Genomic DNA, 24,672 nt, shown 5'->3' on the forward strand with positions numbered 1-24,672 from the left:
AAAACACCCGCACTAACTCTTGTTTATAATGGGCTAGCTGTCTTCCTGGCCCATTAGCTCCGCATGAGACGGGAAGAAGCGCTCCAAACCATATTGGTGGCCGAACATCATGTCGTGCTGCAGATAACGATAGTCACGCACGGTCGGGTCAAGCTCCGGCTCCTTGCGGCCCCAATCGGGGAAGGTCTGGCTGTCGCGGGTTGCCAGCTGATAGCGGTCGACGATGTTGTATTTCTTCTGCACGCGGCCGAGAAAGCCCGTATAGAAAGGATGCTCATAGCCTGCCGTTTTCAGCAGGTGATAAGGCAGCTGCGAGGGGCTGATGGTACCGATGTCCTTGCGAACGCCCTTCTTGCTCGACCAGACGACGAGCGGCGTTTCGTGCTCCTTCTTCATGACGTCGAGCGGCGCCTTGCGGGTTGCCACCTGCTGCGGCATGTAGCCGGTGTTCGGATAGACGCTGCCGAGCGGCGGCAGATGATCGCCCCAGAGGACGATAATGGTTTCCCGGTCGCGCTTTTCGGCCCAATCCGTCAGCATCTTCAGGCTGTCATCGGCTTCGCGAACGCCCTGTGCATAGGTAGCGAGCGCCGCACGGTCATCGTCGTTCAAATTGCCCGCGATATCGACGGTATTCTCAGAATAGCGGTCGGCTTCGTAAGGCCCATGTCCCTGAAGAGTGACCGCGAAGAAGAAGAAGGGACGCTCGGCGGCGTCTCCTTCGCTCATGATTTCCTTCATAAGGGAGTCGTCGGCTGCGAACATGCCGCGTTTATCCATGGGCGGCAAAGTCTCCTGGGTATGAAATTCTTCGAAGCCGAAAGCCCTGTAGACCTCGTTACGGTTCCAGAACCAGCCGCTGAAGGGATGCAGTGCGCGCGCCGTATAGCCTTCGCCGCGGAAGAAAGTGGCAAGCGACGGCAGCGGGCGGCGCACATATTGCTGATAGGGAATGCTGCCATAAGGGAGAAAGGCGTTGGAAAAGCCCGTCAGTGCCTCGAACTCGACATTGGCGGTCATGCCGCCGAATTCCGGCGAGAAGACATTGCCCGATTGTCTGGCGCGGATCGTCGGCATCGGATCCGGTGTGAAGGCGATGCTGGAAAGCCGCGTCGGATCCCAGAGGGATTCGCTCATCAGCATGATAATGTCGGGCTTTTGGCGCGGACCGGAGAGATAGCCATAATTTCTTGCGGGCATGGCGTCGATGGCGCCAGGGCCGTATCCGGCCGGTGACTTGATGTCGGCCATGGGCAGGTTCAGCGCGAAGGCGACGATGAAGCCGTTGTGGTTGTAATTTTCCGTCTGGTCCCAGACGATCGGTATGATCCCCAGCTTCTCGCGAACATAGGAATATTGTGTGGGGTCCATCTGTGAGGCGAAAAGTGCTGCCAGCGGCAGGCAGATCGAAAGCCGGGCAAGGCGCTCGTTTCGCGAAAGTGCGAACGTGTGGCTCCGGATATAGCGCCAGAACAGGATCATGGCGCCGGTGCCGGCGATGATGCCGATTGCCAGGGCAATCGCCGTCCAAGGGCGATCACGTACCATGACCGGCATCAGCTCCATGATCTGCCGCCCAAACAGGAAGTCCGAAGGGTAGAGCGGATCGGAGAGAAAATTCTGCTTCTGGCTGGAAATGAAGGCCGGTATGAGCAGCACTGGAGCGACGATCAAAGCGGATAGATGCGCGCGACCGATCAAGGCATCCAGCGTCAGCATGGTCAGCATGACAACGCCGATGGTGGCAAAGCCCGGACGGGACGGGGAAAGGAGATAGGTCCAAGCGGAGGCGAATTCGCCGCGTGCAACCCATTCGACCGTCATAACGATGGACAGGGAGAAAAGGAGGGTCAGCGTGAGGCTCAGAAGCAGGCGCAGAGCGGCAGACTTCTGTTTTGCCGCGCCGATCTTCTGGAAAAGGGCAAGCTTGCCCGCCAAGGCGGACTCGATGACCGATGCGACCAATGCTTTCTCCAAAAGCTACAAAATATTCATATAAGTGTCACGCTTCTGTCATGAATTCTTCATGAACCGCAAGGCTGGCCTGGTATTTTTTGGGGCAAAAATACCTCCTCTGCGCGTAGTGCGATCTTTGATGCGTGTGCGGGAAGGAAGGCGGTTGCGGAAGAAAGATGGCATCGCTAAATGTATGGCATGACAGAGCAAAGCCAGATTACCCACACCATCCGCATCGCCGTCGCGCAGCTCAATCCGACGGTCGGCGACGTCTCCGGCAATCTCGCCAAAGCGCGTGAGGCCCGCGCCGAAGCAGCGCGCGAAGGCGCGCAGCTCCTACTGCTGACGGAGTTGTTCATTTCCGGCTATCCGCCGGAAGATCTCGTGCTGAAGCCGGCCTTCATTCGCGCTTGCTGGAAAGCAGTGGAAGCTCTGGCTGCCGATACGGCCGATGGCGGCCCTGGTGTGATCATCGGCTTTCCCCGGCAGGACGAGACGGGCCGCTACAATTCGATTGCCGTGCTCGATGGCGGCAAGGTGATTGCGGTCCGTGACAAGGTAGACCTACCGAACTACGGCGAGTTCGACGAGAAGCGCGTGTTCGATCAGGGCGCCATGCCCGGTCCGGTCAATTTCCGCGGCGTGCGACTGGGTATCCCGATCTGCGAGGACATCTGGGGTGAGCTCGGCGTCTGCGAGACGCTGGCTGAGAGCGGTGCGGAAATCCTTCTGTCGCCGAACGGTTCGCCCTATTATCGCGGCAAGGTCGACGTGCGCCATCAGGTCGTGCTGAAGCAGGTCATCGAGACAGGGCTGCCGATGATCTATGCCGCCCAGCTCGGCGGCCAGGACGAACTGGTTTTCGATGGCGCCAGCTTCGGTTTCAATGCAGACAAGACCCTGGCCTTCCAGATGAGCCAGTTCGAGACCGCGCTTGCAGTGACGACCTGGAAGAAGAACGGCGACGGCTGGCACTGCGCTGAAGGTCCGATGGCTTACATTCCGGAAGGCGAGGAGGCAGATTATCGCGCCTGCCTGCTGGGCTTCCGCGACTATGTCAACAAGAATGGCTTCAAGTCGGTCGTGCTTGGCCTGTCCGGCGGTATCGACTCTGCGATCTGCGCGGCGATTGCCGTCGATGCGCTTGGCGAAGAGCGTGTGCGCACCGTCATGCTGCCCTATCGCTATACCTCGCAGGATTCGCTGAAGGATGCGGCCGATTGCGCCAAGGCGCTCGGATGCCGCTACGATATCGTGCCGATTGAGGATCCCGTTACCGGCTTCAGTTCGGCTCTGTCCGATCTTTTCGAAGGCACGGAAAGCGGCATCACCGAGGAAAACCTGCAGAGCCGCGCCCGCGGCACCATCCTGATGGCGATCTCCAACAAGTTCGGTTCGATGGTGGTGACGACGGGCAACAAGTCGGAAATGTCTGTCGGATACGCCACGCTTTATGGCGACATGAACGGCGGCTTCAACCCGATCAAGGATCTCTACAAGATGCAGGTCTATGCGCTGTCGCGCTGGCGCAACCTGCACGTGCCGCCGGGCGCGCTCGGCCCTTCGGGCGAGGTCATTCCCCATAATATCATCGACAAGGCGCCTTCGGCGGAACTAAGGCCGAACCAGACGGACCAGGATTCGCTGCCGCCCTATCCGGTGCTCGACGATATCCTTGAATGCCTGGTGGAAAAGGAAATGTCGGTCGAGGAGATCGTGGCCCGAGGCCATGATGTTGCGACCGTGCATCGCGTTGAACATCTGCTCTATCTTGCCGAGTACAAGCGCCGCCAGTCGGCGCCGGGTGTGAAGATCACTAAGAAGAATTTCGGTCGCGATCGCCGCTATCCGATCACCAACCGGTTCCGCGATCGTTGATCGCAGCATCCAACGGCGAGGGAGAGGAAGAATGCGCAGCTCGGTCGAGATCTATAATATCCGCACGGGTGCAAACCGGATCGTCTGGCAAACGGACCAGCTGATCGAGGCGCCGAACTATTCGCCTGACGGCCGCTATCTGCTGCTGAATGGCGACGGGCTGCTCTATCGGCTGCCGCTGGATGGCAGTGGGATCGTCCAGATCGATACCGGCTTTGCGACCCTGTGCAACAACGATCACGGCATCTCGCCGGACGGTTCACTGATTGCCATTTCCGACAAGACGCAGCATGGCAAATCCTGCATCTATGTTCTGCCGGCAGAGGGCGGCACGCCAAGGCAGGTGACGACCAATCTGCCCTCTTACTGGCATGGCTGGTCGCCGGACGGAAAGCGCTTCTCCTACTGCGGCATCCGCAACGACGTTTTCGATATCTATACGATCTCGATCGATGGCGGCGAAGAGACCCGCCTGACGCATGGCGAGGGCCGCAATGACGGACCTGACTATTCGGCCGACGGGCAATGGATCTATTTCAATTCGAGCCGCACCGGCCTTATGCAGATCTGGCGCATCCATCCTGACGGCACTGGCCTCGAGCAACTGACCGACGACAATTACGGCAATTGGTTCGCGCATCCATCTCCGAAGAACGACAAGGTGGTCCTGATCTCCTATGATCCTGACGTCTTTGATCATCCGCGCGATCTCAATGTGCGGATGCGGCTGATGGATATGGATGGCGGCAACCTGACGACGCTGTTCGAGCTCTTTGGCGGGCAGGGATCGATCAATGTGCCGAACTGGTCACCGGATGGGGACGAGTTCGCCTATGTCCGCTATGAGCCTGCCTGAGCTCTGGACAGAGCGCAACCGGCGCGATAGATCTGGATGCGTTCTCAGGGCGCATCCGATCCGCGGGAAGGGCTAGGCCCACCTGATGCATTTAAAGTGAGACTGCCACACCTCTTTTCAGTCTGTGGGCGCGGATACCGGACGTAAATGGAAGGAGGTCTACCGTGACCACGCGCTCTTTGGCTGTCGACGCCACTCTCGATTCCCTGAAAAAGCAAGCCAAATCTTTCCTCAAGGCCGTTCAAGCCGGCGATACTTCGGCGCGCAGCCGCGTTGCGCCCTATTTTGCCGATATCGACAGCGTTGGACTGCAGGACATTCAGCTCGTTCTTGCCCGCGAATTTGGCTTCTCCAGCTGGACGAAGCTTAAGGCACATCTGGAAAGCGGCGATCGCAAGCATATCCCACAGGATCAGCTCGCCAACCGTTTCCTGTCGCTGGCGACGGTTTCGTATTTTGCCAATATTCCCGCCGATCCCGCGCGCTTCGATGAGGCGCTAATGCTGCTGAAGGCCAATCCGGAGATTGCCGACGAAAGCATCCATGTCGCCGCCGCGCTTGGCGACGCCGACCGGGTAGGTCGCTGGCTTGATCGACAGCCACAGCTTCTCGATCGCAGGGGCGGGCCGCATGAACTAACTCCGCTGATGTACGCAGCCTATGCTCGCGTGCCGGGTCGTTCCAGCCTGCCGGCAGCCCGTGAGCTGGTTCGGCGCGGGGCCGATGTCAACGCCTTCTTTCTCGATGCCGGTCAGTATCGCTTCACCGTTTTGACCGGCGTCTTCGGGCAAGGCGAGGCGGGAAAGGATCGTCAGCCGCCGCATCCGGAATGCGAGGCATTCGCGCGGCTGCTGCTCGATGCGGGCGCTGAAGCCAATGATAGTCAGGCGCTCTACAACCGCATGTTCGAACGGGACGATACATGCCTGAAATTGCTGATCGAATATGGCTTGTCCGCTAGGGATAAGAACAATTGGCTCGTGCGCGAAGACGGGAAGTTTGTCGAGAACACGCAGACTGTGTTCGACTATCAGCTTGCCTGGGCGCTGGAACATCGCATGGGCGAGCGAGTGCGCCTGCTGGTGGAGCATGGGGCGGATGTTCACAAGGTCGTCAATGGCAGAACGCCGTATGAGTGGGCGCGGTTAGGGAACGACAAGGATCTGGCGTTGTATCTCGTTCAGCAGGGAGCAGTGGCGGTTCGCCTTAAGCCCGAGGATTCGGTCTATATCCAGATTCAGCAAGGGGCCAGGAATGAGGCAGCGGGTCCGGCAATAGTCGTCGAACACATAAAGAGAATTGCGAGGGAATTCGATATTCCTGAGGCGATGCGCCAGGCTCATCCCGACATGCTGCACGAGGCTGTTGGCGAAAATGATCTGCGCGCCGTGGGTCTCATGTTGGCGCTGGATTTTGACGTCAATGCCATGACAAGCCGAACACCGCTGCATGAAGCCGCGCTGCATGGCCATATGGAGATGGCGAAGCTGCTGATCGAGCATGGAGCGGACACCACCGTTCGTGATCCCAATTTTCATGCGCCGCCGATCGGTTGGGCCGAATATAACGGCAAGGATGAGATGGTCGAGTTTCTGAAGGCCTATCCGCTCGATATTTTCGCGGCGGCCACTTTCGGTCAGGTCGATCAGCTGGCTGCTATTCTCGATAGGCATCCGGAACAGGTGAATATCCGCTTCGGAGACTTCCGCCCTCATGGGCAGGCCACCGATCGCGATTGGATGACGCCGCTTGGCTTTGCCATTGTCAATCGCTGCGGCGAGGCGGTGCGCATCCTGCTGGCGAAGGGTGCGGATCGCTCGGTCAGGGATGTTTCCGGACAGTCCTATCGCGATCTCGCGAGAGAGACGGGCGATGAGGCCATCATCTCCTTGTTGCGCCAGCCTTGAACGACATGAAATCAACGCAGTCGGCGGATGGGCGACATCCCCCTACGCATTATTGCGTCGGCTGCGGCCCGGCCTCTTTCGGATGTTTGAGGTCGATGCTGCCCTGGTCGGTCGCGAGAAATTGCGGGCCGACCTGGCGAACCTTATGGGCCGAGGGATCATAGGGGCGATCCGGCGGAAATTGCTGCGGCTGCGCCTGTGTTACCTTGGGCGCCGCCGTCGGTGGTGCCTGCTTTTGTTCGAGGCTGGAATTCTTCTGGAGCCTTGGCGTCTCGATAACGGTAATGGAGCTTTCGGGCTTGGCCAGGGACTGCCCCTGCGGCGCATAGGCATCCATTTTCGTATGGGTATCGATGACAATATCCGGCGTTGCCGAAGCCGGCAGGCTGCAGCCGTTGCGCTGCATCGTGTCCAGCAACTGCCGGCGCTGCATGGCAACGGCATCGACGCGGCCAACGCTCTGCTCGCGCTGATCCATCAGCAGGGAGAGATCGTGCCGCATCTGATCGATCGATTGCCGCATGTCGTCGCAGACGCCTTGATTGTCCTGCCCGCTAAATACGCCATCGTCGCCTTCGACGCAGCCCTGGTTGCGCAGATCGCTCATCGTCCGGCGGATCATCAGGTTCTGCTGCACGATGGCGCGCGAGAGCTGGCGTGTTTCCTGGCTGGCGCCGATCACTTCGCTGATGTCGACATAGCGGCCGCGCAGTTCGTCGCAGAGATCGACCTGTGCGAGGGCCGCCGATGTGGCCGTCAGCAGGGAAAAGAAGGCAATGGAAGCTTGTTTTATGCCGCGGTTCACGGTTCTGCTCTCGAAAGCGGTTTTAAGTCGCTGAAGATTACACGCAGCAGCTTAACAACGTATCCATGAAAAAGCACGGATTTCGAGAGGATTTTCGTGAAATTGCAGGTCGCAGCCGCCGATAGCCAGGGGATAGGCGACACCGCGAATGCATGAAACGCGGTGTCATTCTGGCTGTGGCTGCTAGACGTGATATCAGGCGATCTGCGAGGCTTCGACGACGGCGAGCGCCGCCATGTTGACCACGCCGCGCGAAGTGACAGACGGCGAGAGAATGTGGGCCGGGAGCGCCGTCCCGAGCAGAATCGGGCCGACATGCAGACCATCGGTCATGGTCTTGACCACGCCGAGCGTGATATTGGCCGCATCGAGATTGGGGAAGACCAGTAGATTGGCTTCGCCGGAGAGCGCGCTGTCCGGCATTACGTGCCGGCGCAGGCTCTCGGAAATGGCACTGTCGCCATGCATTTCGCCGTCGACCTCCAGATCCGGCGCTGCCTCGCGAATGAGAGCCAGCGCTTCGCGCATCTTGGTAGCGCTTTCCGACTCCCGTGAGCCGAAGTTGGAATGGGAGACGAGAGCGGCGCGGGGCTCGATACCGAAGCGCTTGATCTCCTCGGCTGCCAGCCAGGTGGATTCCGCGATTTCCTCGGCGGACGGATTAAACGTCACATAGGTATCGGTATAGAAGGTGGCGCCGCGCTGCGAAATGAGCAGGCTCAATGCCGAGAAATCCCGAACATCAGGCCGCTTGCCGATGACCTGGCGGACGATGCGCAAATGACGCTCATAACGGCCTTCGAGACCGCAGATGAGCGCATCAGCTTCGCCGCGCTTGAGGGCAAGCGCGCCGATAACGGTTGTGTTGGTACGGACGATCGTGCGGGCTGCTTCTGGGATAACACCCGCGCGGCCGACCAGCGAGAAATAAAGTTCGACATACTCGCGGAAGCGCGGATCGTCTTCGGGATTGATGACAGCGAAATCCGTATGAGGGCGAATCTTCAGGCCGTAGCGCTTGAGGCGCGTCTCGATGACGGAAGGACGACCGATTAGGATCGGGACGGCGGTGCCTTCCTCGAGCAGGACCTGGGCGGCGCGCAGCACGCGCTCATCTTCGCCTTCGGAGAAGACGACGCGTTTGCGCTCGGCAATCTTCGCAGCCGCAAAGATCGGCTTCATCACGAAGCCCGAACGGAAGACGAAGCGGTTAAGCTCGTCCATATAGGCATCGAAATCCTTGATCGGGCGCAGAGCGACGCCGCTTTCCGCAGCTGCCTTCGCCACAGCCGGCGCAATGCGCAGGATCAGGCGCGGGTCGAAGGGCGAGGGGATCAGGTAATTGGGCCCGAAGACCGGCGTTTCGCCTGTATAGGCGCGGGCGGCGACGTCGGAAGGTTCCTCGCGGGCAAGCGCGGCAATGGCGCGCACCGCAGCCATCTTCATCTCTTCGTTGATCGTCTTGGCGCCGCAATCGAGCGCTCCGCGGAAAATATAGGGGAAGCAGAGGACGTTGTTGACCTGGTTCGGGAAGTCCGAGCGGCCAGTGCAGATCATTGCATCGGGACGGGCGGCACGGGCGAGATCCGGCATGATTTCCGGCGTTGGGTTGGCGAGCGCCATGATCAGCGGCTTTTCGGCCATCTGCGCCAGCAATTCGGGTTTCAGCACGCCGGCAGCCGACAGGCCGAGGAAGACGTCGGCGCCCGGAATGGATTCGGCGAGCACGCGCTTGTCGCTATCTTGAGCGTAGACGGATTTCCACTCGTCCATGAGGACGTTGCGATCCTTGTAGACCAGACCCTCGATATCGTGGACCCAGATGTTCTCGCGCCTGGCGCCGAGGATGACGAGCAGGTTGAGGCAGGCCAGCGCCGCCGCACCGGCGCCGGAGGCAACGATCTTGACGTCTTCAATCTTTTTGCCGGCCAGTTCCAGTCCGTTGAGGATGGCGGCGGCGACGATGATGGCGGTGCCGTGCTGATCGTCGTGAAAGACCGGAATTTCCATTTTCTCGCGCAGGCGGCGCTCGACGTCAAAGCATTCCGGCGCCTTGATGTCTTCGAGATTGATACCGCCGAAGGTCGGCTCGAGCGCGGAGACGGTGTTAACCATCTCATCGACCGTCGGTGCTGCGATTTCGATGTCGAAGACGTCGATGCCGGCGAATTTCTTGAAGAGAACGGCCTTGCCTTCCATGACGGGTTTCGAGGCCAGCGGGCCGATATTGCCGAGCCCGAGCACGGCGGAACCGTTGGAAATCACCGCTACGAGATTGGCGCGGGACGTATAGTCAGCTGCCGTTTCCGGGTTGTCGCGGATGGCGATGCAGGGGGCAGCGACGCCGGGGGAATAGGCAAGTGCCAGATCGCGCTGATTGCCCAGCGGCTTGGTCGCTTGAATTTCGAGCTTGCCGGGACGGGGATAACGATGGAAATAAAGCGCCTGCTCGTCGAAATTTCCGCTCGCCATGTTCTTGGCTGCTTTCGAAGTGTCGTTCGTATCCAACTTGCGTCTCCATTCCTGCCTGCGCTTTGAGTCTTCTGCATACATCAATCGCTTCGCCTTCACAGTATGGAATTGAGGTCACGAGGCGTTTTTGTCGTGGCAAAACTGAATTGCCTTTTCCGCAATGATCGCAGATCGCGCGATGTCCTTTCCGCAAGTCGAAGGCTGCGAACGCGTCATCTTGGAAAGAATGGCGTGAAAGTGCACAGATGGGCGGCTCATCCAAGCGAGGCGGCGCGGGCCATGTTTCGCCTTGGTATCGCCAGCTTTACAAGCAATCGTCCTGACCTCGCAGTTGCCGCGAAACTTGGTTGAACGCCGCCGCTGGGCCGCCAAGCACAGGGTTTGTCATCTTCCTGAAACACGAGTCTGGTTTTGGAATAGCCAACGTAGGATAGGGCACGGACATAAAGTTCGTGAATGAAAACATGGACCCCCGGCATTTCCGAACGCTATTCATTTCTGACGTGCATCTCGGCTCGAAGGCCGCCAAGGCGGATTACCTGCTCGATTTTCTCCGTTATCACGAGGCCGATACCATCTTCCTGGTTGGAGACATCGTTGATGGCTGGAGACTGAAGCGAAACTGGTACTGGCCCCAGGATTGCAACGACGTCGTACAGAAGCTTCTGCGCAAGGCGCGCAAGGGCACGCGCATCGTTTATATCCCCGGCAATCACGACGAATTCCTGCGTGACTTCCCCGGAATGCACTTCGGCGGTATCGAGGTGGCGCAGCGCGCCATGCATGAAACGGCCGACGGGAAGAAATATCTCATCCTGCACGGCGACGAATTCGATGTCGTTGTCCGCAATGCCCGCCTGCTCGCCTATCTCGGGGACTGGGCTTACGACATGGCCATCTTGATCAATATCGGACTTGCGGCGGTGCGCCGACGCCTGAACATGCCCTATTGGTCCTTTTCGGCCTGGGCAAAGCTGCAGGTGAAGCACGCCGTCAATTTCATCGGCGAGTTTCAGCGTGTCGTGGCCGAAGAGGCCAAGCGCAATGATGCAGATGGCGTCATCTGCGGTCATATCCACCATGCCGTGATCGAGGATCTCGATGGGATCCGTTACATCAACACGGGCGACTGGGTGGAAAGCTGCACGGCGATTGCCGAACACGAAGACGGCACGTTCGAGCTGATCACGTGGCAGAATATTCTCGAAACGCAGCCAGTCGGCTCGCAGGTTGGAGAAATACCGCAGGCCCTCGGCGCACAGGCGGCCTGATTTCTGGCTCTTCACAGGCTTGATAATGGCTTGTCATAATTATTGATCGCCGCCAGACAGCCCTGGCTTCGGATTTTTCCGAAACGTTACGGTTTTGGCTATTTCTCGCCATAGTCGTATTCTCGATAGCATGATAGGGACAAGTAAGTTCCCCTTCAGGTCTGTCATGATTCCCGCGATCAAGTCCTTCCAGGGCGAGGGTGCGCCTCCATATTTCCGCTTGCGCGCCGCCTTGTCCTATTGCGCTCCGTTGTTCGTCAACGGCATTGCCGTACCCTTCTTTCCCGTCTGGTTGGCGGGGCTGAATTTCAACGATCACGAGATTGGCCTGGTGATCGCCATTCCCATGGTCGTGCGCGTCCTCGTGACACCCATCATCGCGGTACTCGCCGATCACATGAGAGAGCGGGCCGATGTATTGTTGTGGTCGGGTGCCTTGTCGCTGCTGACGGCAATCGCGCTTTACTGGACCAGCAACTTCTGGCCGGTGCTTCTGGTCTACGGCATTCAGGGCGCTACTTATGCGCCTTACGTACCGGTGGTCGAATCGATTGCCATGTCGGGTGTGCGCCGCTGGGGCTTCGATTACGGTTCCATGCGGGTCTGGGGATCGATCACCTTTATCCTGTCGACCCTTCTCGGCGGCCAGCTGATCGGCATGTGGGGCGGCACGACAGTATTGCCCGTGATGGTGGCGGGGTTCATTCTGACGACGATGATGGGCTTTTTCGCGCCACGTATCGGGCCGACGCGCCGGCGCAACCAACCGATCAATCTGCAATCGCCGACCGGAAATCTGCGCTCGCCGCAATTGCTTATAACCATGATCGGCGTATCGATACAGCAATCGAGCCATGCGATGCTCTATACATTTGCGTCGATCTACTGGCATAAGCTCGGCTTTTCCGGCGCCGAGATAGCCGTGCTGTGGAGCATTGGCGTCACGGCCGAGGTGATGGTGTTTTTCCTGTCGAGAAAACTGAGCAGGAGGTTCAGCGCCTGGACGCTCATCTTCTTCGGTTCGACCATGTGCATTCTGCGCTGGGTCCTGTTTCCGAGCAATTTCGGCTTCATCGGCTATTTTGTGCTGCAATGTTTTCATTCATGCACCTATGCCTGCGTCCATACCGGCGTTCAGCGTCGTATCGTGGCGTCCGTCCATGAGACGCAGGAATCATCGGCTCAGGGCGCCTATTATTTCTACAATGGCATGTTCCTGGGATTGATGACGCTTGCATCCGGCTATCTCTACGCCTGGCTCGACCTGACGAGTTACTATGTCATGGCCGGCATCGCCGCCTTTGGGCTCGCCATGGTCGTTTTTGCCTATGGGCTGCAGGCGAGAAAGCCGGCAATCGGCGGAGGCGCTCACGGCGTATCCTGACGCGGTGCAACAAATTCATTTGGATATCAAAAAGCCGTGACATATGTTGGCGCCGGCGCGAGATGGAAATTCCATGCATAGTCGGTGTATTAAGCACTGACCATGCGGACTCACCGAGTCGGCGTATGTTGTGCCAGATTTGAAAGACGCATGAGTTTGAAAGCAGCCGAGCAAAGGTCCGATGCACCGAAGATCGATGATGCGCCCGAGGGCGCAGGCCATCGCTATCGGCTGCAAGGCAATTGGCGCAGCGCCAATGTGCACGGTGTGCTGCGGCAGATCGAGCAGCTGTCCAAGCGCAGTTCCGGCGGCGACGTGGTGATCGATCTTTCCGGTCTTTCGGATGTGGATACGGCGGGTGCGCTGCTGATCCGCCGACTGAAGGAAAGTCAGGAAGCGCACAAGGCCCATGTCACGATCGAGGGTTCCAATCCGCATATCGATGAATTGCTGACCGCGTTCGATGCGCATCCGGACGATGAGGCGGCGGCTGCAAAGCCGAGGACATCATTGGCGGAGCGCATATTGGCGCCCATCGGCAAAACCGTCTACGAGATCTGGGGCAATCTCGTTGCCGCCATGTACATTCTGGGTTCCGCCGTGCGCGGCGCGCAGCTCAAATTCGGCCGCGGCAGTGGCGTTTCGCCGGCCTCGATCATCAATCAGATCGACCACATGGCAGTGCGCGCCGTTCCAATCATCCTGCTGATGTCGTCGCTGATCGGTGCGATCATCGCTCAGCAGGGCGCTTTCCAGCTGCGCTATTTCGGCGCGGAAATCTTTGTGGTCGATCTCGTCGGAATCCTGCAATTGCGCGAAATCGGCGTGCTTCTGACCGCGATCATGATCGCCGGCCGTTCCGGCAGCGCAATTACGGCCGAAATCGGCTCCATGAAAATGCGCGAGGAAGTGGATGCGCTGAAGGTCATGGGTCTCAATCCCATTGGTGTTTTGATTTTCCCACGGCTGGTGGCGCTGACGGTTGCTCTGCCGCTGCTGACCGTCATTGCCAACTTCGCTGCGCTTTTTGGTGCCGCTCTGGTGTCCTGGGCATATTCCGGCATTACCTTTGCAACCTTCATCTCGCGACTGCATGAGGCCGTCAGCCTTTCGACGGTCATTTCGGGCATGATCAAGGCGCCGTTCATGGCGCTCGTTATCGGCATCGTCGCGGCGGTCGAGGGATTGAAGGTGGGAGGCAGTGCCGAGTCTCTTGGTCAGCACGTGACGTCATCGGTGGTGAAGTCGATCTTCGTCGTTATCCTCATGGACGGGCTCTTCGCCATGTTCTACGCAGCAATCGATTTCTGAGGGACGATAACGATGAGCGCGCTTCACTCGGAAATCCCGTTGGAAAAGGATGAGCAGGGCAGGGACATCGTGCTGTCGGCACGGGATGTCACCGTTGGCTTCGGATCGAAAATCGTCCTCGACAAACTGAACCTCAACATCTATCGCGGCGAGATTCTCGGTTTCGTCGGCGCTTCCGGGGCGGGTAAGTCCGTGCTGCTGCGAACGGTGCTGCGGCTATTGCCGCGCCGCTCGGGCAAGATTGAGATTCTCGGCGAAGATTACGACAAGCTCGACGAGCAGGACCGCAACCGCCTCGACATGCGGCTCGGCGTTCTCTTCCAGCAAGGCGCACTGTTTTCCTCACTGACGGTCAAGGAAAACATCCAGGTGCCGATGCGGGAATATCTGGACCTGCCCAAGGAGATGATGGACGAGTTGGCGCTGATGAAGATCCGCATGGTGGGTCTGGCCGCTGATGCCGCCGACAAATATCCTTCCGAACTTTCCGGCGGCATGATCAAGCGCGCGGCGCTTGCCAGAGCCCTGGCGCTCGACCCTGATCTCGTTTTCCTCGATGAGCCGACATCGGGTCTCGATCCGATTGGTGCGTCGGAATTCGATGAACTGATCGCCAAGCTGCGCGACACGCTCGGCCTGACCGTTTATATGGTGACTCACGACCTCGACAGCCTGTTTTCCGTCTGTGACCGTATTGCTGTCCTCGGACAGAAGCGGGTATTGGTGGAAGGTACGGTTGAGGACATGCTCGCCTGTGATGATCCCTGGGTGCAATCCTACTTCAGGGGCAAACGCGCACGTTCGATCGTGCCGCGCGAGGACATCAAGGGGCACAACGACGACAAAGGCGCAAGCGCCCACAGCCGCGAGAAGTGACTGGAGACTATGGAAACCAAAGCCAATTATACGATCGTTGGGTTCTTCACGCTGCTCGTCATCGCGGCCGCCTTCGGTTTCGTCTACTGGATGGCCGAGTATGGCCGCGGCGGCCCGATGGTCGAGCTCGTCGTGCGCATTCCCGGTTCGGCAAATGGTTTGAGCGTCGGCTCGCCGGTTCGCTTCAACGGTATTCAGGTGGGCTCGGTGCAGGGACTGTCGATCGATGCCGACGATCCGAACTATTCGCTTGCCTTCACGCAGGTGCGTGCAGATGCGCCCGTCTATACCTCGACCAAGGCCATTCTTGAGATCCAGGGTCTGACGGGCGCCGCCTATATCGAGCTTTCGGGCGGACGCAATGGCGACGAGAATATTTTGAAGCGTTCGATCGATACGGGTAAGCGGGCGGTGTTGCTTGCGGATCAATCGAGCGTCACCAATCTCTTGACGACGGCCGATAAGATCCTGAACCGCGCCAATGATACGATTGGCGACATTCAGGGCTTCGTCTCGGATTCGCGTGGGCCGTTGACGGATACCGTGCGCAATGCGCAGAAATTCTCGAAGGCCATCGCCGACAATTCCGACAATATTGACAAGTTCCTGGCGAGCGTCGGGCAGCTTTCCGATACCTTCAAGACGGTTTCGGTCCGCGTGGATTCGACATTGGATGCGATCGAGAAGCTGGTGCGTGCAGTGGATGCCCAGAAGGTCAACGACGTCATCGCCAATGCCGACAAGATCACGGCCAATGTTGCCGACGCGACGACTGACTTGAAGGCGACGATTGCGAGCTTCAAGCAGACGGCCGACACCTATACGACGTTCGGTCAGAATGCACAAAAGACGCTGGACCGGGTCGATGCGATCGTCGCACAGATCGATCCGGCCAAGATCAAGGGATCGGTTGACGATATTGCCGACGTGACGAAACAGGCGCGCACGGCGGTCGCATCGATCCGCGACGTCGCCAATTCCGTTGCCGCGCATCAGCAGGATATCGACCAGACAATCGCCAATGCCCGCGACATCTCCACCAAACTCAACGCGGCGTCCGGCAAGGTCGACGGTATCCTGACCAAAGTCAATTCCCTGCTCGGCGACGACAGTACGAAATCGCTGTTCGCAGAAGCCAAGGACACGCTCGAATCCTTCAAGAAGATGGCGGACAATCTCAATTCCCGCATCGGCCCGATCGCCGACAATCTGCAGAAATTTTCGAGCGGCGGCTTGCGCGATGCCCAGACCCTCATCAACGACATGCGGGGCACGGTTGACAACCTGAATAGTACAATCACTAATTTCGACCGCAATCCGCAGCGACTGATTTTCGGCGGGGATACGGTCAAGACTTATGACGGCCGCGCGCGGCATTGATGAAGAGCGATATCTGGTCTCCAGGGGATAAGCGAAATATGGTCGGTTGCGTGTCGAGTGAGCGTCATCAGGTGTGGAAAGCTGTGATCGCGTTGCCGTTGCTTGCAGCTTTGCTGGGGGGCTGTGGAACTTCCTCCAACAACGATACCTACGATCTTTCCGCGTCGGCGAAGGCGAATGGACCTTCGGTCAAAAGCCGCCAGATCCTCATCCCGCCGCCAACCGCGCTCCAGGCGCTGGACAGCAATCAGATCGTCATTCGCGTCTCGCCCTCGGAAATTCAATACCTCGGCAAATCGCAATGGAGCGACAAGCTGAGCAAGATGGTGCAATCGAAACTGGTCGAGGCCTTCGAAAACACCGGCAAGCTCGGCGGCGTCGGCGTGCCAGGGCAGGGGCTTGCGATCGACTATCAGATCGTCACCGATATCCGCTCCTTCGAAATCAATGCGTCTGGCGGCCAGAAGACGGCAATCGTCGAGATCTCCGAAAAGATCCTGAACGATCGCACCGGCACGGTGAAGGCCCAGAACGTGTTCCGGAAGGTCGTGCCGGTCAGTGGTGGCAGCAATCCCGATTTCGTCCGCGCGCTCGACGCTGCATTTGCCGGCGTGACCGGCGAACTCGTCGACTGGACATTGCGCTCGCTGTAAGGGCGATCAGCGCTCCATCAACTCTTTGAGTGTCTTCAGATCGCGCATGACATGCGCGGCATCGGCTGCGAATTGTGCTTCCTCCATGCCTGGTAGCTGGAGCACGGTGAACATGATCTCGCAGCCGTCGCCGTTCGGTACGACGCGCAAGGCATTGTAGACCTGCAAATCGGACTCCAGCGTTACCCAATGATCGATGACGCCGAAGTCATTGCGAGGCGCGAAGCGCACGCGTGCAGTCCCGAGCATGCCTTCGGCGATCCAGTCGTCCCCATCCTGCGTCAGCCCTGATGCCAGGCCAGAGGCCCAGAAAGGCATGTTTTCCGGGCGGCTGGCGTAGTCGTAGACCTCCCTCCAGTCGCGAGCGATGGAGATATGTACGATCTTCGCGCTCATGGTCGACATGATGGTTTCCTCCTCTATATCACCCTCATAGGACTGCGATCGGCAGAAAAAACGTTAGTTCGGAAACGGATGAATCGCGAATTCCGCAACATTGTTGCACAGTCCTGCAAAGAGAACGATTCACGGCTTTCGAAGACTTGCCGTTTTCCGTCCGGAGTGCAACAACAGCCCCAACGCAGGGCTGTCGCCGGTCGCGTCGAGCGTCGGTGGCATTGCGTCATATCGGATGTTGCTGTGTCTTCCGGGTCTTCAGGGTAGGGCCGGGCGCAGTCAACGGCTCATTGGAGGATTGTCGTGGAAAAGGCAGAAATCGGGCTGATCGGTCTTGCTGTGATGGGATCGAATCTGGCGCTCAACATCGCCGAGAAAGGCAACAAGATCGCGGTGTTCAACCGTACACCTCAGGTAACGGATGAATTCTATGCGAATGCGGGCGCACTCAAGGACAAGATCATTCCCTGCAAGACGATCGAGGAATTCGTCGAGGCGATCCGCCCGCCACGGCCGATCATCATCATGATCAAGGCTGGTGAGCCGGTCGACCAGCAGATGGCGGCGCTGCAGCCCTATCTCGACAAGGGCGACATCATGATCGATGCCGGCAATGCCAATTTCCGCGATACGATCGCTCGCTTCGATCGTCTGAAAGATACCGGCCTGACCTTCATCGGCATGGGCGTATCCGGTGGCGAGGAAGGGGCGCGTCATGGTCCGTCGATCATGGTCGGCGGCACGGAAGAGTCCTACAAGCGCGTCGAGAAGGTGCTGACCTCGATCGCTGCGAAATACAACAACGATCCATGCGTTGCCTGGCTCGGCAATGATGGCGCCGGTCACTTCGTCAAGACCATCCACAACGGCATCGAATATGCCGATATGCAGATGATCGCCGAAATCTACGGCATCCTGCGTGACGGTCTCGGCAAGAGCGCGGCCGAGATCAGCTCGATCTTCGGCGACTGGAACAAGGGTCGCCTCAACTCCTACCTCATCGAGATCACCGAGAAGGTTCTGGCTGCGAAGGACCCGGCAACCGGCAGCGCCATGCCCGATGTCATCCTCGACAAGGCCGGCCAAAAGGGTACCGGCAAGTGGTCTGCTATCGAAGCCCAGAACATGGGCATTCCCGCGACGGCGATCGAGGCTGCCGTTGCCGCCCGCAGCCTCTCGGCGATCAAGAGCCAGCGCGAAGCAGCCGAGAAGATTTTTGGCACGCCCGACTACAAGTTCCCGATCGCCTTCGGTCCCGACTTACTGAAGGACCTGGAGCTGGCACTCTTCGCTGCCAAGATCGGCGCCTATGCCCAGGGCTTTGCCGTCATGGCCGAGGCCTCGAAGGAGTTCAACTGGTCGCTGCCGATGCCTGTCATCGCTAAGATCTGGCGTGCCGGCTGCATCATCCGTTCGCAGTTCCTCGACGAGATCACCAGCGCTTTCACCAAGACCCCGGATGCGGCGAACCTGATCGTCACCCCGGCCTTTGCCGAGATGGTCAAGGAATCGATCCCGTCGCTGCGTCGCATCGTTTCGGCTGCGACCGCATCCGGCCTGCCGGTTCCAGCCCTTGCTTCGGCGCTGACCTATTTCGATGCCTATCGCCAGGCGCGCGGCACCGCCAACCTGATCCAGGCCCAGCGTGACTTTTTCGGCGCACACGGCTTCGACCGCGTCGACGGCAAGGACATTCACCACGGCCCATGGGGCAGCGGGGCTCAGGGCTGAGAAAACAGTCGGATGGGATTATGAAAGAGCCCGCCGGAGGAATCCGGCGGGCTTTTCGCTGTCAGCTCGTCGGCCAGACGGGTGGGCTGATGCTTTGCAGCAGTTCCGGTTCTACACCGTCGATACGGGCGATGACCGCCTTGGCAAGTTCGCGGCCGGCATGGCGGAAATCCTCCGATACCGTAATGATCTCGGGCCTGATCCAGCTCAGCACGTCTGTCGATTGTTTGGCGACCATGTCGATATCGCGGCCCAGGCGGAAGCCGGCCGCCTCGATGCCGGCATTGACGGCAATCGCACCGCCGCTGCTGGAGCAGACGATCCCGTCAGGCGCATGCGGTGAGCGCATCAGCGCCTCGACCGTGTCCTTGATATCGGCCAGCGCGTTGTCGGTCGTAATCCTCAAGGGGATTTCTTCGGCGCCATATTGATGCAAGCCCGTCTGGAAGCCGATGCGGGTGTGCGAATAATAGGTCAGCTTGCTGGAGGGCTGCAGCAAGGCCAGGCGGCGCCGACCTCTTGCGACCAGTGCCCGCACGGCCTCATGCGCGAAGGCCTCGTTGTCGAAGTCATGGAAGGGGTGGATGATGCCCATATCCGTCCGCCCATGCGTCGAGAAAGGCATGCCGCGCTCATGCATGAGCTCGACGCGCGGATCATCCGGCTCCGTACGCGATATGATGACGCCATCGGCCGAGCCGGTGTCGAGAATGTAGCGCACCGGCACCAGTGGATCCTTGCTGTGCGAATGCGGCGTGATGACCAAGTGATATTGCGTGCCGGCGAGAACTTCGGAAATGCCGAAGACGATGTGGCTGGTGAAGCCCATGATTTCTTCATCGATGCTCAGCACCAGGGCAATCACATTGGTCTTGCCGGTTCTCAGGCGCACGCCCGCGCGGTTCGGTTGATAACCCAATTGTCGGGCGACCATGCGCACCCGCTCCTTGGTCTCTGCTCCGATATCAGGGGCATCCTTCAATGCGCGAGAAACGGTGGTGATCCCTAACCCCGTCATGAAGGCGATTGTTTTCAATGTCGGCCGTTCGGGAGTGGCTGGCGCGCCGCTCCCTGACATTTTTTTATTGTCCATTTCGCTCACGCTTGCCTCCCGGCCGCCTCCCGCAGCCAATCCGCTTATATTGCCCACATGGCCACCGCAAGCATAGACGCCATACGGCTTCGCCAATGCAATGAGAAAAACTGTAACGATACAGTTGAAAAGTCGAGCCTTATTTTTACGCCGATTTTCATGCCTATTCTCATGGTTGTATTCGTGACTCCTGTCTCGAAAATTGAGCGGGCCAGGATTATGCAAGAGGGCCGCATGAATGCGTCCCTGAAATAAAATATTTAATATCAGCTATTTGTAGAGAGTTTTCAGATTTTTTGGCGACCAATATCACGATGGAATGAAGTTATCTTCCACAGGTAAAATGTAATCAATGATTGTATATTCACGCAGTCATGAAAAATTTATGGTCAGGCGGTTGCGCGTTGAAAATGATTCGAATACGTTTTTCCGGCAACGTTTCAGTGAGGGAGGAGAACTCATGAATATTCGTTTGATGGCTGCCGCTTTGCTTGCATCTGTCGCGATTCCCGCTTTCTCAGCAAATGCGACCGATCTTGAGGTAACGCATTGGTGGACATCGGGCGGCGAAGCAGCTGCCGTGAAGGTTCTGGCTGAGCAATACAACGCCTTGGGCGACAATCACTGGGTCGACGGCGCGATCGCCGGATCCGGTTCGACCGCAACGCCTCTTATCGTCAGCCGTATCCTGGGCGGCAATCCCATGGGTGCAACGCAGCTCAACACGGGCCGCGACGCCGAAGAGTTGGTTAAGGCCGGCCTGATGACCGATCTGACCGACCTTGCCGAGAAGGAACACTGGAAGGACATCATTCGTCCGGCCAGCCTGCTCAACTCCTGCACCTATGAGGGCCGTGTCTATTGCGTGCCGCTCAACATCCACTCCTGGCAGTGGATGTGGGTCAACCGTCACGTCTTCGAAGACAACGGCATGAAGGTCCCGGCCAACTGGGATGAATTCGTTGCCGACGCGCCGAAGCTGCGCGAGAAGGGCATCACCCCACTTGCGACCGGCGCCCCGTGGCAGGTTGACGGCATGCGCAGCGTCATGCAGATCGGCATCGGCGGCAAGGAGACCTATCTGGCGATCTACCAGAAGAAAGACGCAGACGCTGTGAAGAGCCCCGAAAACCGCAAGGTCTGGGATGCTTTCGCGCAGGCGCGCGATCTGGTTGATGAGAGCTATTCCGGCCGCGACTGGAATGTCGCCACCAACATGGTCATCACAGGCAAGGCCGCCGCACAGATCATGGGCGACTGGGCGCAGGGCGAGTTTGGCGTTGCCAAGCAGGTTGCCGGCAAGGACTATGATTGCCTTCCGGGTCTAGGCTTCCATGGCCTGCTCGATACCGGCGGTGATAGCTTCTACTTCCCGAAGAACAGCAATCCTGACATTACCAAGGCGCAGCTCGAGCTTGCCAGCATGCTGGTTTCCAAGGAAACCCAGGTCAAGTTCAACCTCGCCAAGGGCTCCCTGCCGGTGCGTGGCGATATCGATCTGAGCGCGGCCAGCAGCTGCATGAAGAAGGGTCTGGAAATCCTCAAGAATCCGGACAACGTGGTGCCGGGTGTCACTCAGCTGATCGACCCGGATACGCGCGGTCAGATGACCGATCTCGGACTGCAATTCTTCTCGTCGAAGATGACCGTGGACGAGGCGATCGAAAAGCAGGCCGCCATCTTCAAGCAGGCGCAATAAGCAAGACGACCATCTATCAATCGCGATGGCCGGCATCGGGGCGGGCGAGGGATCTCGCCTGTCCTGAGGCAGGTCACCAACGGAGGTATCGATGGCTAACGCTGTCCGGCCACTGGGTCTGTTCCGTAACCTGAATGCGAAGATCGCCGCCATTCCTATGGTGCTGACGGTGATCGTCGTCTTCGTCGGTTGCACGCTCTGGACCGTCATCTATTCGTTCACAGATTCAAGGCTGCTGCCGAGCTCCAATTTTGTCGGTCTGGCGCAATATCAGCGTCTATGGGGTACCGATCGCTGGAACATCTCGATCGGCAATCTTGCGACATACGGCATTCTCAGCCTGGTTTTCGCTTTCGTCGTCGGCTTCTTTCTGGCCGTGCTGATGGATCAGAAAATCCGCTTCGAGAATACGTTCCGAACCATTTTCCTTTATCCTTTCGCTCTGTCCTTCATTGTGACCGGCCTCGTCTGGCAGTGGATCCTCGATCCTGCGCTCGGGCTGCCGAAGCTGATGCAGGATATGGGCTTTACAAGTTTCAACTTCGCTCTGCTCGGCAATCAGAAGACCGTGCTTTATGCGCTCGTCATTGCCGGTCTCTGGCAGGGCACCGGCCTTGTCATGGTGCTGATGCTGGCGGGCCTGAGGGGGATTGACGGCGAGATCTGGAAGGCGTCGCGCGTTGACGGCATTCCAGCCTGGCGGACCTATATCTTCGTCGTCATTCCAATGATGCGAGGCGTCTTCGTCACCACGCTCGTCATCGTCGCTTCAGGCATCGTGCGTGTCTATGATCTCGTCGTCGCCATGACATCAGGCGGGCCGGGCTTCGCGTCCGAAATGCCGGCTAAATATGTCTACGACTTCATGTTCCAGCGCTCCAATCTCGGTCAGGCGCTTTCCGCCTCCACCGTCATGCTGGTGACCGTGTTCATCTTCGTCGTGCCGTGGGCTCTCATCGAGTTCCGCCAGAAGCGCCGGTAAGGGAGGAAACCATGGCACTTGCCGCTACCATCGAACCTTCGGGCACCAAGCCCAGGCGCCGCTTTGCCCCGCGCACGATCATGCTCTATGGCATACTCGGGCTGGCCGCGCTCTACTATCTCCTGCCGCTCTATGTGATGGTCGTCACTTCGCTCAAGGGCATGCCGGAAATCCGCATGGGCAATATCTTTGCTCCGCCCATGGAGATTACTTTCGAGCCCTGGGTGAAAGCCTGGTCGCAAGCCTGCACCGGCCTTTACTGCCACGGCATCCAGGTCGGCTTTTGGAATTCGGTGAAGATCCTCGTTCCGAGCGTCATCGTCTCGATCGCCATTGCGTCGGTCAACGGCTATGCGCTCGCCAACTGGCGATTCAAGGGATCGGAAATCTTCTTCACCATCCTGCTGTTCGGCGCCTTCATTCCCTATCAGGTCATGCTTTATCCGCTCGTCATGGTGCTGCGCGAACTTGGGCTGTTTTCGACGCTCGGCGGCATCGTCCTCGTGCACACCATCTTCGGCATGCCGATCAACACGCTGTTGTTCCGCAACTACTTCGCCTCGCTTCCGCCTGAACTCTTCAAGGCGGCACGCGTCGACGGTGCGGGCTTCTGGCAGATCTTCCTGCGCATCATGCTGCCCATGTCGCTGCCGATCTTCGTCGTCGGCATGATCATCCAGATCACCGGCATCTGGAACGACTTCCTGTTCGGCGTCATTTTCGCCGGCACGCAAAACTATCCGATGACCGTGCAGCTGAACAACGTCGTCAACGCCGTGCAGGGTGTCAAGGAATACAACGTTAACATGGCCGCAACGCTGCTGACGGGCGCGGTGCCGCTTATCGTCTATTTCGTGTCCGGGCGGCTCTTCGTCCGCGGCATCGCCGCCGGCGCAGTGAAGGGGTAATTCATGAACAGTAGCGTTTCCATCAAAGACCTTTCGCTGAATTTCGGTGCGGTCAACGTTCTGAAAAATCTCAATCTCGAGATCAATGACGGCGAGTTCCTGGTGCTTCTCGGCTCATCGGGATGCGGCAAGTCGACCTTGCTCAACTGCATCGCCGGCCTGCTCGATATCAGCGAGGGACAGATCTTCATCAAGGGCAAGAATGTCACCTGGGAAGAGCCCAAGGATCGCGGCATCGGCATGGTGTTCCAGTCCTATGCGCTCTATCCGCAGATGTCGGTCGAGAAGAACCTCTCCTTCGGCCTGCGCGTTGCCAAGGTGCCGCAGGACGAGATCAACAAGCGCATTGCGCGCGCTGCCGAAATCCTGCAGATCGAGCCGCTGCTGAAGCGCAAGCCGGCCGAGCTTTCGGGCGGTCAGCGCCAGCGCGTCGCGATCGGCCGTGCCCTGGTGCGTGATGTCGACGTTTTCCTTTTCGATGAGCCGCTATCGAACCTCGACGCCAAGCTGCGTTCGGAGCTGCGCGTGGAAATCAAGCGGCTGCACCAGTCGCTGAAGAACACGATGATCTACGTCACCCATGATCAGATCGAGGCGCTGACGCTCGCCGACCGCATCGCGATCATGAAGAACGGCGTCATCATGCAGCTCGATGACCCGACGACGATCTATAACGCGCCGCGCAATCTCTTCGTCGCCGGCTTCATCGGATCGCCCTCGATGAACTTCCTCAAGGGCGAGCTGGTCAACCGCGAAGGCAAGGTCGTGTTCGCGACCAACGACGTGCTGTTTTCGCTCGATGGCTACAAGGCTGGCGAGGCTCTTCAAGGGGGGCGCAAGGTCGTGCTCGGTGTTCGCCCGGAGCACATCAAGGTCAATGAAGCGACCGCTCTCGGTGCGGAGGTTCACGATGCCACGGTGGATATCGAGGAGCCGATGGGTGCCGATAACTTGCTGTGGCTGAAGCATGCCGGACATACGATGTCGGTTCGCGTCAACGGTGCCCGGCGCTTTGGCCCCGGTTCAGCCGTAAAGCTTAGCTTTGATATGTCGCTCGCATCGCTCTTTGATGCGCAGACAGAACTCAGAATATAATCCCATGCCCGGAGGCGGT

Annotated in this window: 19 protein-coding genes; 14 read left to right on the plus strand and 5 right to left on the minus strand. The window is 58.7% G+C overall.

Annotation, left to right across the window (positions count from 1 at the left end; all coding sequences use genetic code 11):
* Nucleotides 1-33: 33 nt before the first annotated feature.
* Entirely contained in the window at nt 34-1,908 is a 1,875-nt protein-coding gene (locus FBZ99_RS00340; RefSeq protein ID WP_246661074.1) for an LTA synthase family protein, read from the minus strand.
* 246 nt (nt 1,909-2,154) lie between these two features.
* Between FBZ99_RS00340 and FBZ99_RS00345 the strand changes: the two genes are divergently transcribed.
* The 3 genes from FBZ99_RS00345 (at nt 2,155) to FBZ99_RS00355 (ending at nt 6,597) form a co-directional block, all read left to right on the plus strand.
* A complete protein-coding gene (locus FBZ99_RS00345; protein ID WP_145630991.1) occupies nt 2,155-3,834 on the plus strand; it encodes an NAD+ synthase in 1,680 nt (559 codons plus the stop codon).
* A 31-nt stretch (nt 3,835-3,865) separates the two neighbouring features.
* Nucleotides 3,866-4,690, plus strand: a complete 825-nt coding sequence (locus FBZ99_RS00350) for a TolB family protein (protein WP_145630992.1) — start codon at nt 3,866-3,868, stop codon at nt 4,688-4,690.
* Between the two features lie 164 nt (nt 4,691-4,854).
* On the plus strand, nt 4,855-6,597 hold the full coding sequence (locus tag FBZ99_RS00355; protein WP_145630993.1) for an ankyrin repeat domain-containing protein: 1,743 nt from the start codon (nt 4,855-4,857) through the stop codon (nt 6,595-6,597).
* A gap of 49 nt (nt 6,598-6,646) precedes the next feature.
* On the opposite strand, the gene FBZ99_RS00360 is transcribed toward FBZ99_RS00355, so the two are convergent.
* Together FBZ99_RS00360 and FBZ99_RS00365 are read right to left on the minus strand one after the other, a co-directional pair.
* Nucleotides 6,647-7,402 carry a hypothetical protein gene (locus FBZ99_RS00360; protein WP_145630994.1) on the minus strand — a complete coding sequence of 252 codons (756 nt, stop codon included), beginning with the start codon at nt 7,400-7,402 and terminating at the stop codon, nt 6,647-6,649.
* 195 nt (nt 7,403-7,597) lie between these two features.
* Entirely contained in the window at nt 7,598-9,874 is a 2,277-nt protein-coding gene (locus FBZ99_RS00365; protein ID WP_113390994.1) for an NADP-dependent malic enzyme, read from the minus strand.
* A 464-nt stretch (nt 9,875-10,338) separates the two neighbouring features.
* On the opposite strand from FBZ99_RS00365, the gene FBZ99_RS00370 reads away from it, so the two are divergent.
* From FBZ99_RS00370 to FBZ99_RS00395, 6 genes are all read left to right on the plus strand, one after another.
* Nucleotides 10,339-11,145, plus strand: coding sequence for a UDP-2,3-diacylglucosamine diphosphatase (locus tag FBZ99_RS00370; RefSeq protein WP_069613061.1), 807 nt, complete (start codon nt 10,339-10,341; stop codon nt 11,143-11,145).
* A gap of 166 nt (nt 11,146-11,311) precedes the next feature.
* Nucleotides 11,312-12,529, plus strand: a complete 1,218-nt coding sequence (locus FBZ99_RS00375) for an MFS transporter (protein WP_145630995.1) — start codon at nt 11,312-11,314, stop codon at nt 12,527-12,529.
* A gap of 150 nt (nt 12,530-12,679) precedes the next feature.
* Complete coding sequence (locus tag FBZ99_RS00380; RefSeq protein WP_145630997.1) at nt 12,680-13,840, plus strand: ABC transporter permease; 1,161 nt, start codon at nt 12,680-12,682, stop codon at nt 13,838-13,840.
* A 12-nt stretch (nt 13,841-13,852) separates the two neighbouring features.
* Nucleotides 13,853-14,716 (plus strand): ABC transporter ATP-binding protein, encoded by an 864-nt coding sequence (locus tag FBZ99_RS00385; RefSeq protein ID WP_113333113.1) that lies wholly within the window; start codon nt 13,853-13,855, stop codon nt 14,714-14,716.
* A gap of 9 nt (nt 14,717-14,725) precedes the next feature.
* On the plus strand, nt 14,726-16,096 hold the full coding sequence (locus tag FBZ99_RS00390; RefSeq protein ID WP_075850685.1) for an MlaD family protein: 1,371 nt from the start codon (nt 14,726-14,728) through the stop codon (nt 16,094-16,096).
* Between the two features lie 38 nt (nt 16,097-16,134).
* Entirely contained in the window at nt 16,135-16,749 is a 615-nt protein-coding gene (locus FBZ99_RS00395) for an ABC-type transport auxiliary lipoprotein family protein (RefSeq protein WP_112721200.1), read from the plus strand.
* Between the two features lie 6 nt (nt 16,750-16,755).
* On the opposite strand, the gene FBZ99_RS00400 is transcribed toward FBZ99_RS00395, so the two are convergent.
* Nucleotides 16,756-17,154 (minus strand): SRPBCC family protein, encoded by a 399-nt coding sequence (locus tag FBZ99_RS00400; RefSeq protein ID WP_145630998.1) that lies wholly within the window; start codon nt 17,152-17,154, stop codon nt 16,756-16,758.
* Between the two features lie 294 nt (nt 17,155-17,448).
* Between FBZ99_RS00400 and gndA the strand changes: the two genes are divergently transcribed.
* Complete coding sequence (gene gndA, locus FBZ99_RS00405; RefSeq protein ID WP_145317179.1) at nt 17,449-18,876, plus strand: NADP-dependent phosphogluconate dehydrogenase; 1,428 nt, start codon at nt 17,449-17,451, stop codon at nt 18,874-18,876.
* A gap of 61 nt (nt 18,877-18,937) precedes the next feature.
* Here the strand turns inward: gndA and FBZ99_RS00410 are convergent, their stop codons facing one another.
* A complete protein-coding gene (locus tag FBZ99_RS00410; RefSeq protein WP_113333115.1) occupies nt 18,938-19,969 on the minus strand; it encodes a LacI family transcriptional regulator in 1,032 nt (343 codons plus the stop codon).
* A gap of 460 nt (nt 19,970-20,429) precedes the next feature.
* Here FBZ99_RS00410 and FBZ99_RS00415 point away from each other — a divergent pair, with 460 nt between their 5' ends.
* From FBZ99_RS00415 to FBZ99_RS00430, 4 genes are all read left to right on the plus strand, one after another.
* Nucleotides 20,430-21,668, plus strand: a complete 1,239-nt coding sequence (locus tag FBZ99_RS00415; RefSeq protein ID WP_113333116.1) for an ABC transporter substrate-binding protein — start codon at nt 20,430-20,432, stop codon at nt 21,666-21,668.
* Between the two features lie 91 nt (nt 21,669-21,759).
* Entirely contained in the window at nt 21,760-22,650 is an 891-nt protein-coding gene (locus FBZ99_RS00420) for a carbohydrate ABC transporter permease (protein ID WP_113333117.1), read from the plus strand.
* An 11-nt stretch (nt 22,651-22,661) separates the two neighbouring features.
* Complete coding sequence (locus tag FBZ99_RS00425; protein WP_069613050.1) at nt 22,662-23,558, plus strand: carbohydrate ABC transporter permease; 897 nt, start codon at nt 22,662-22,664, stop codon at nt 23,556-23,558.
* A gap of 3 nt (nt 23,559-23,561) precedes the next feature.
* Entirely contained in the window at nt 23,562-24,653 is a 1,092-nt protein-coding gene (locus FBZ99_RS00430) for an ABC transporter ATP-binding protein (RefSeq protein ID WP_113355285.1), read from the plus strand.
* Nucleotides 24,654-24,672 lie beyond the last annotated feature (19 nt).

Source organism: Rhizobium sp. ERR 1071 (assembly GCF_007828675.1).
Taxonomy (GTDB): Bacteria; Pseudomonadota; Alphaproteobacteria; order Rhizobiales; family Rhizobiaceae; genus Rhizobium; species Rhizobium dioscoreae.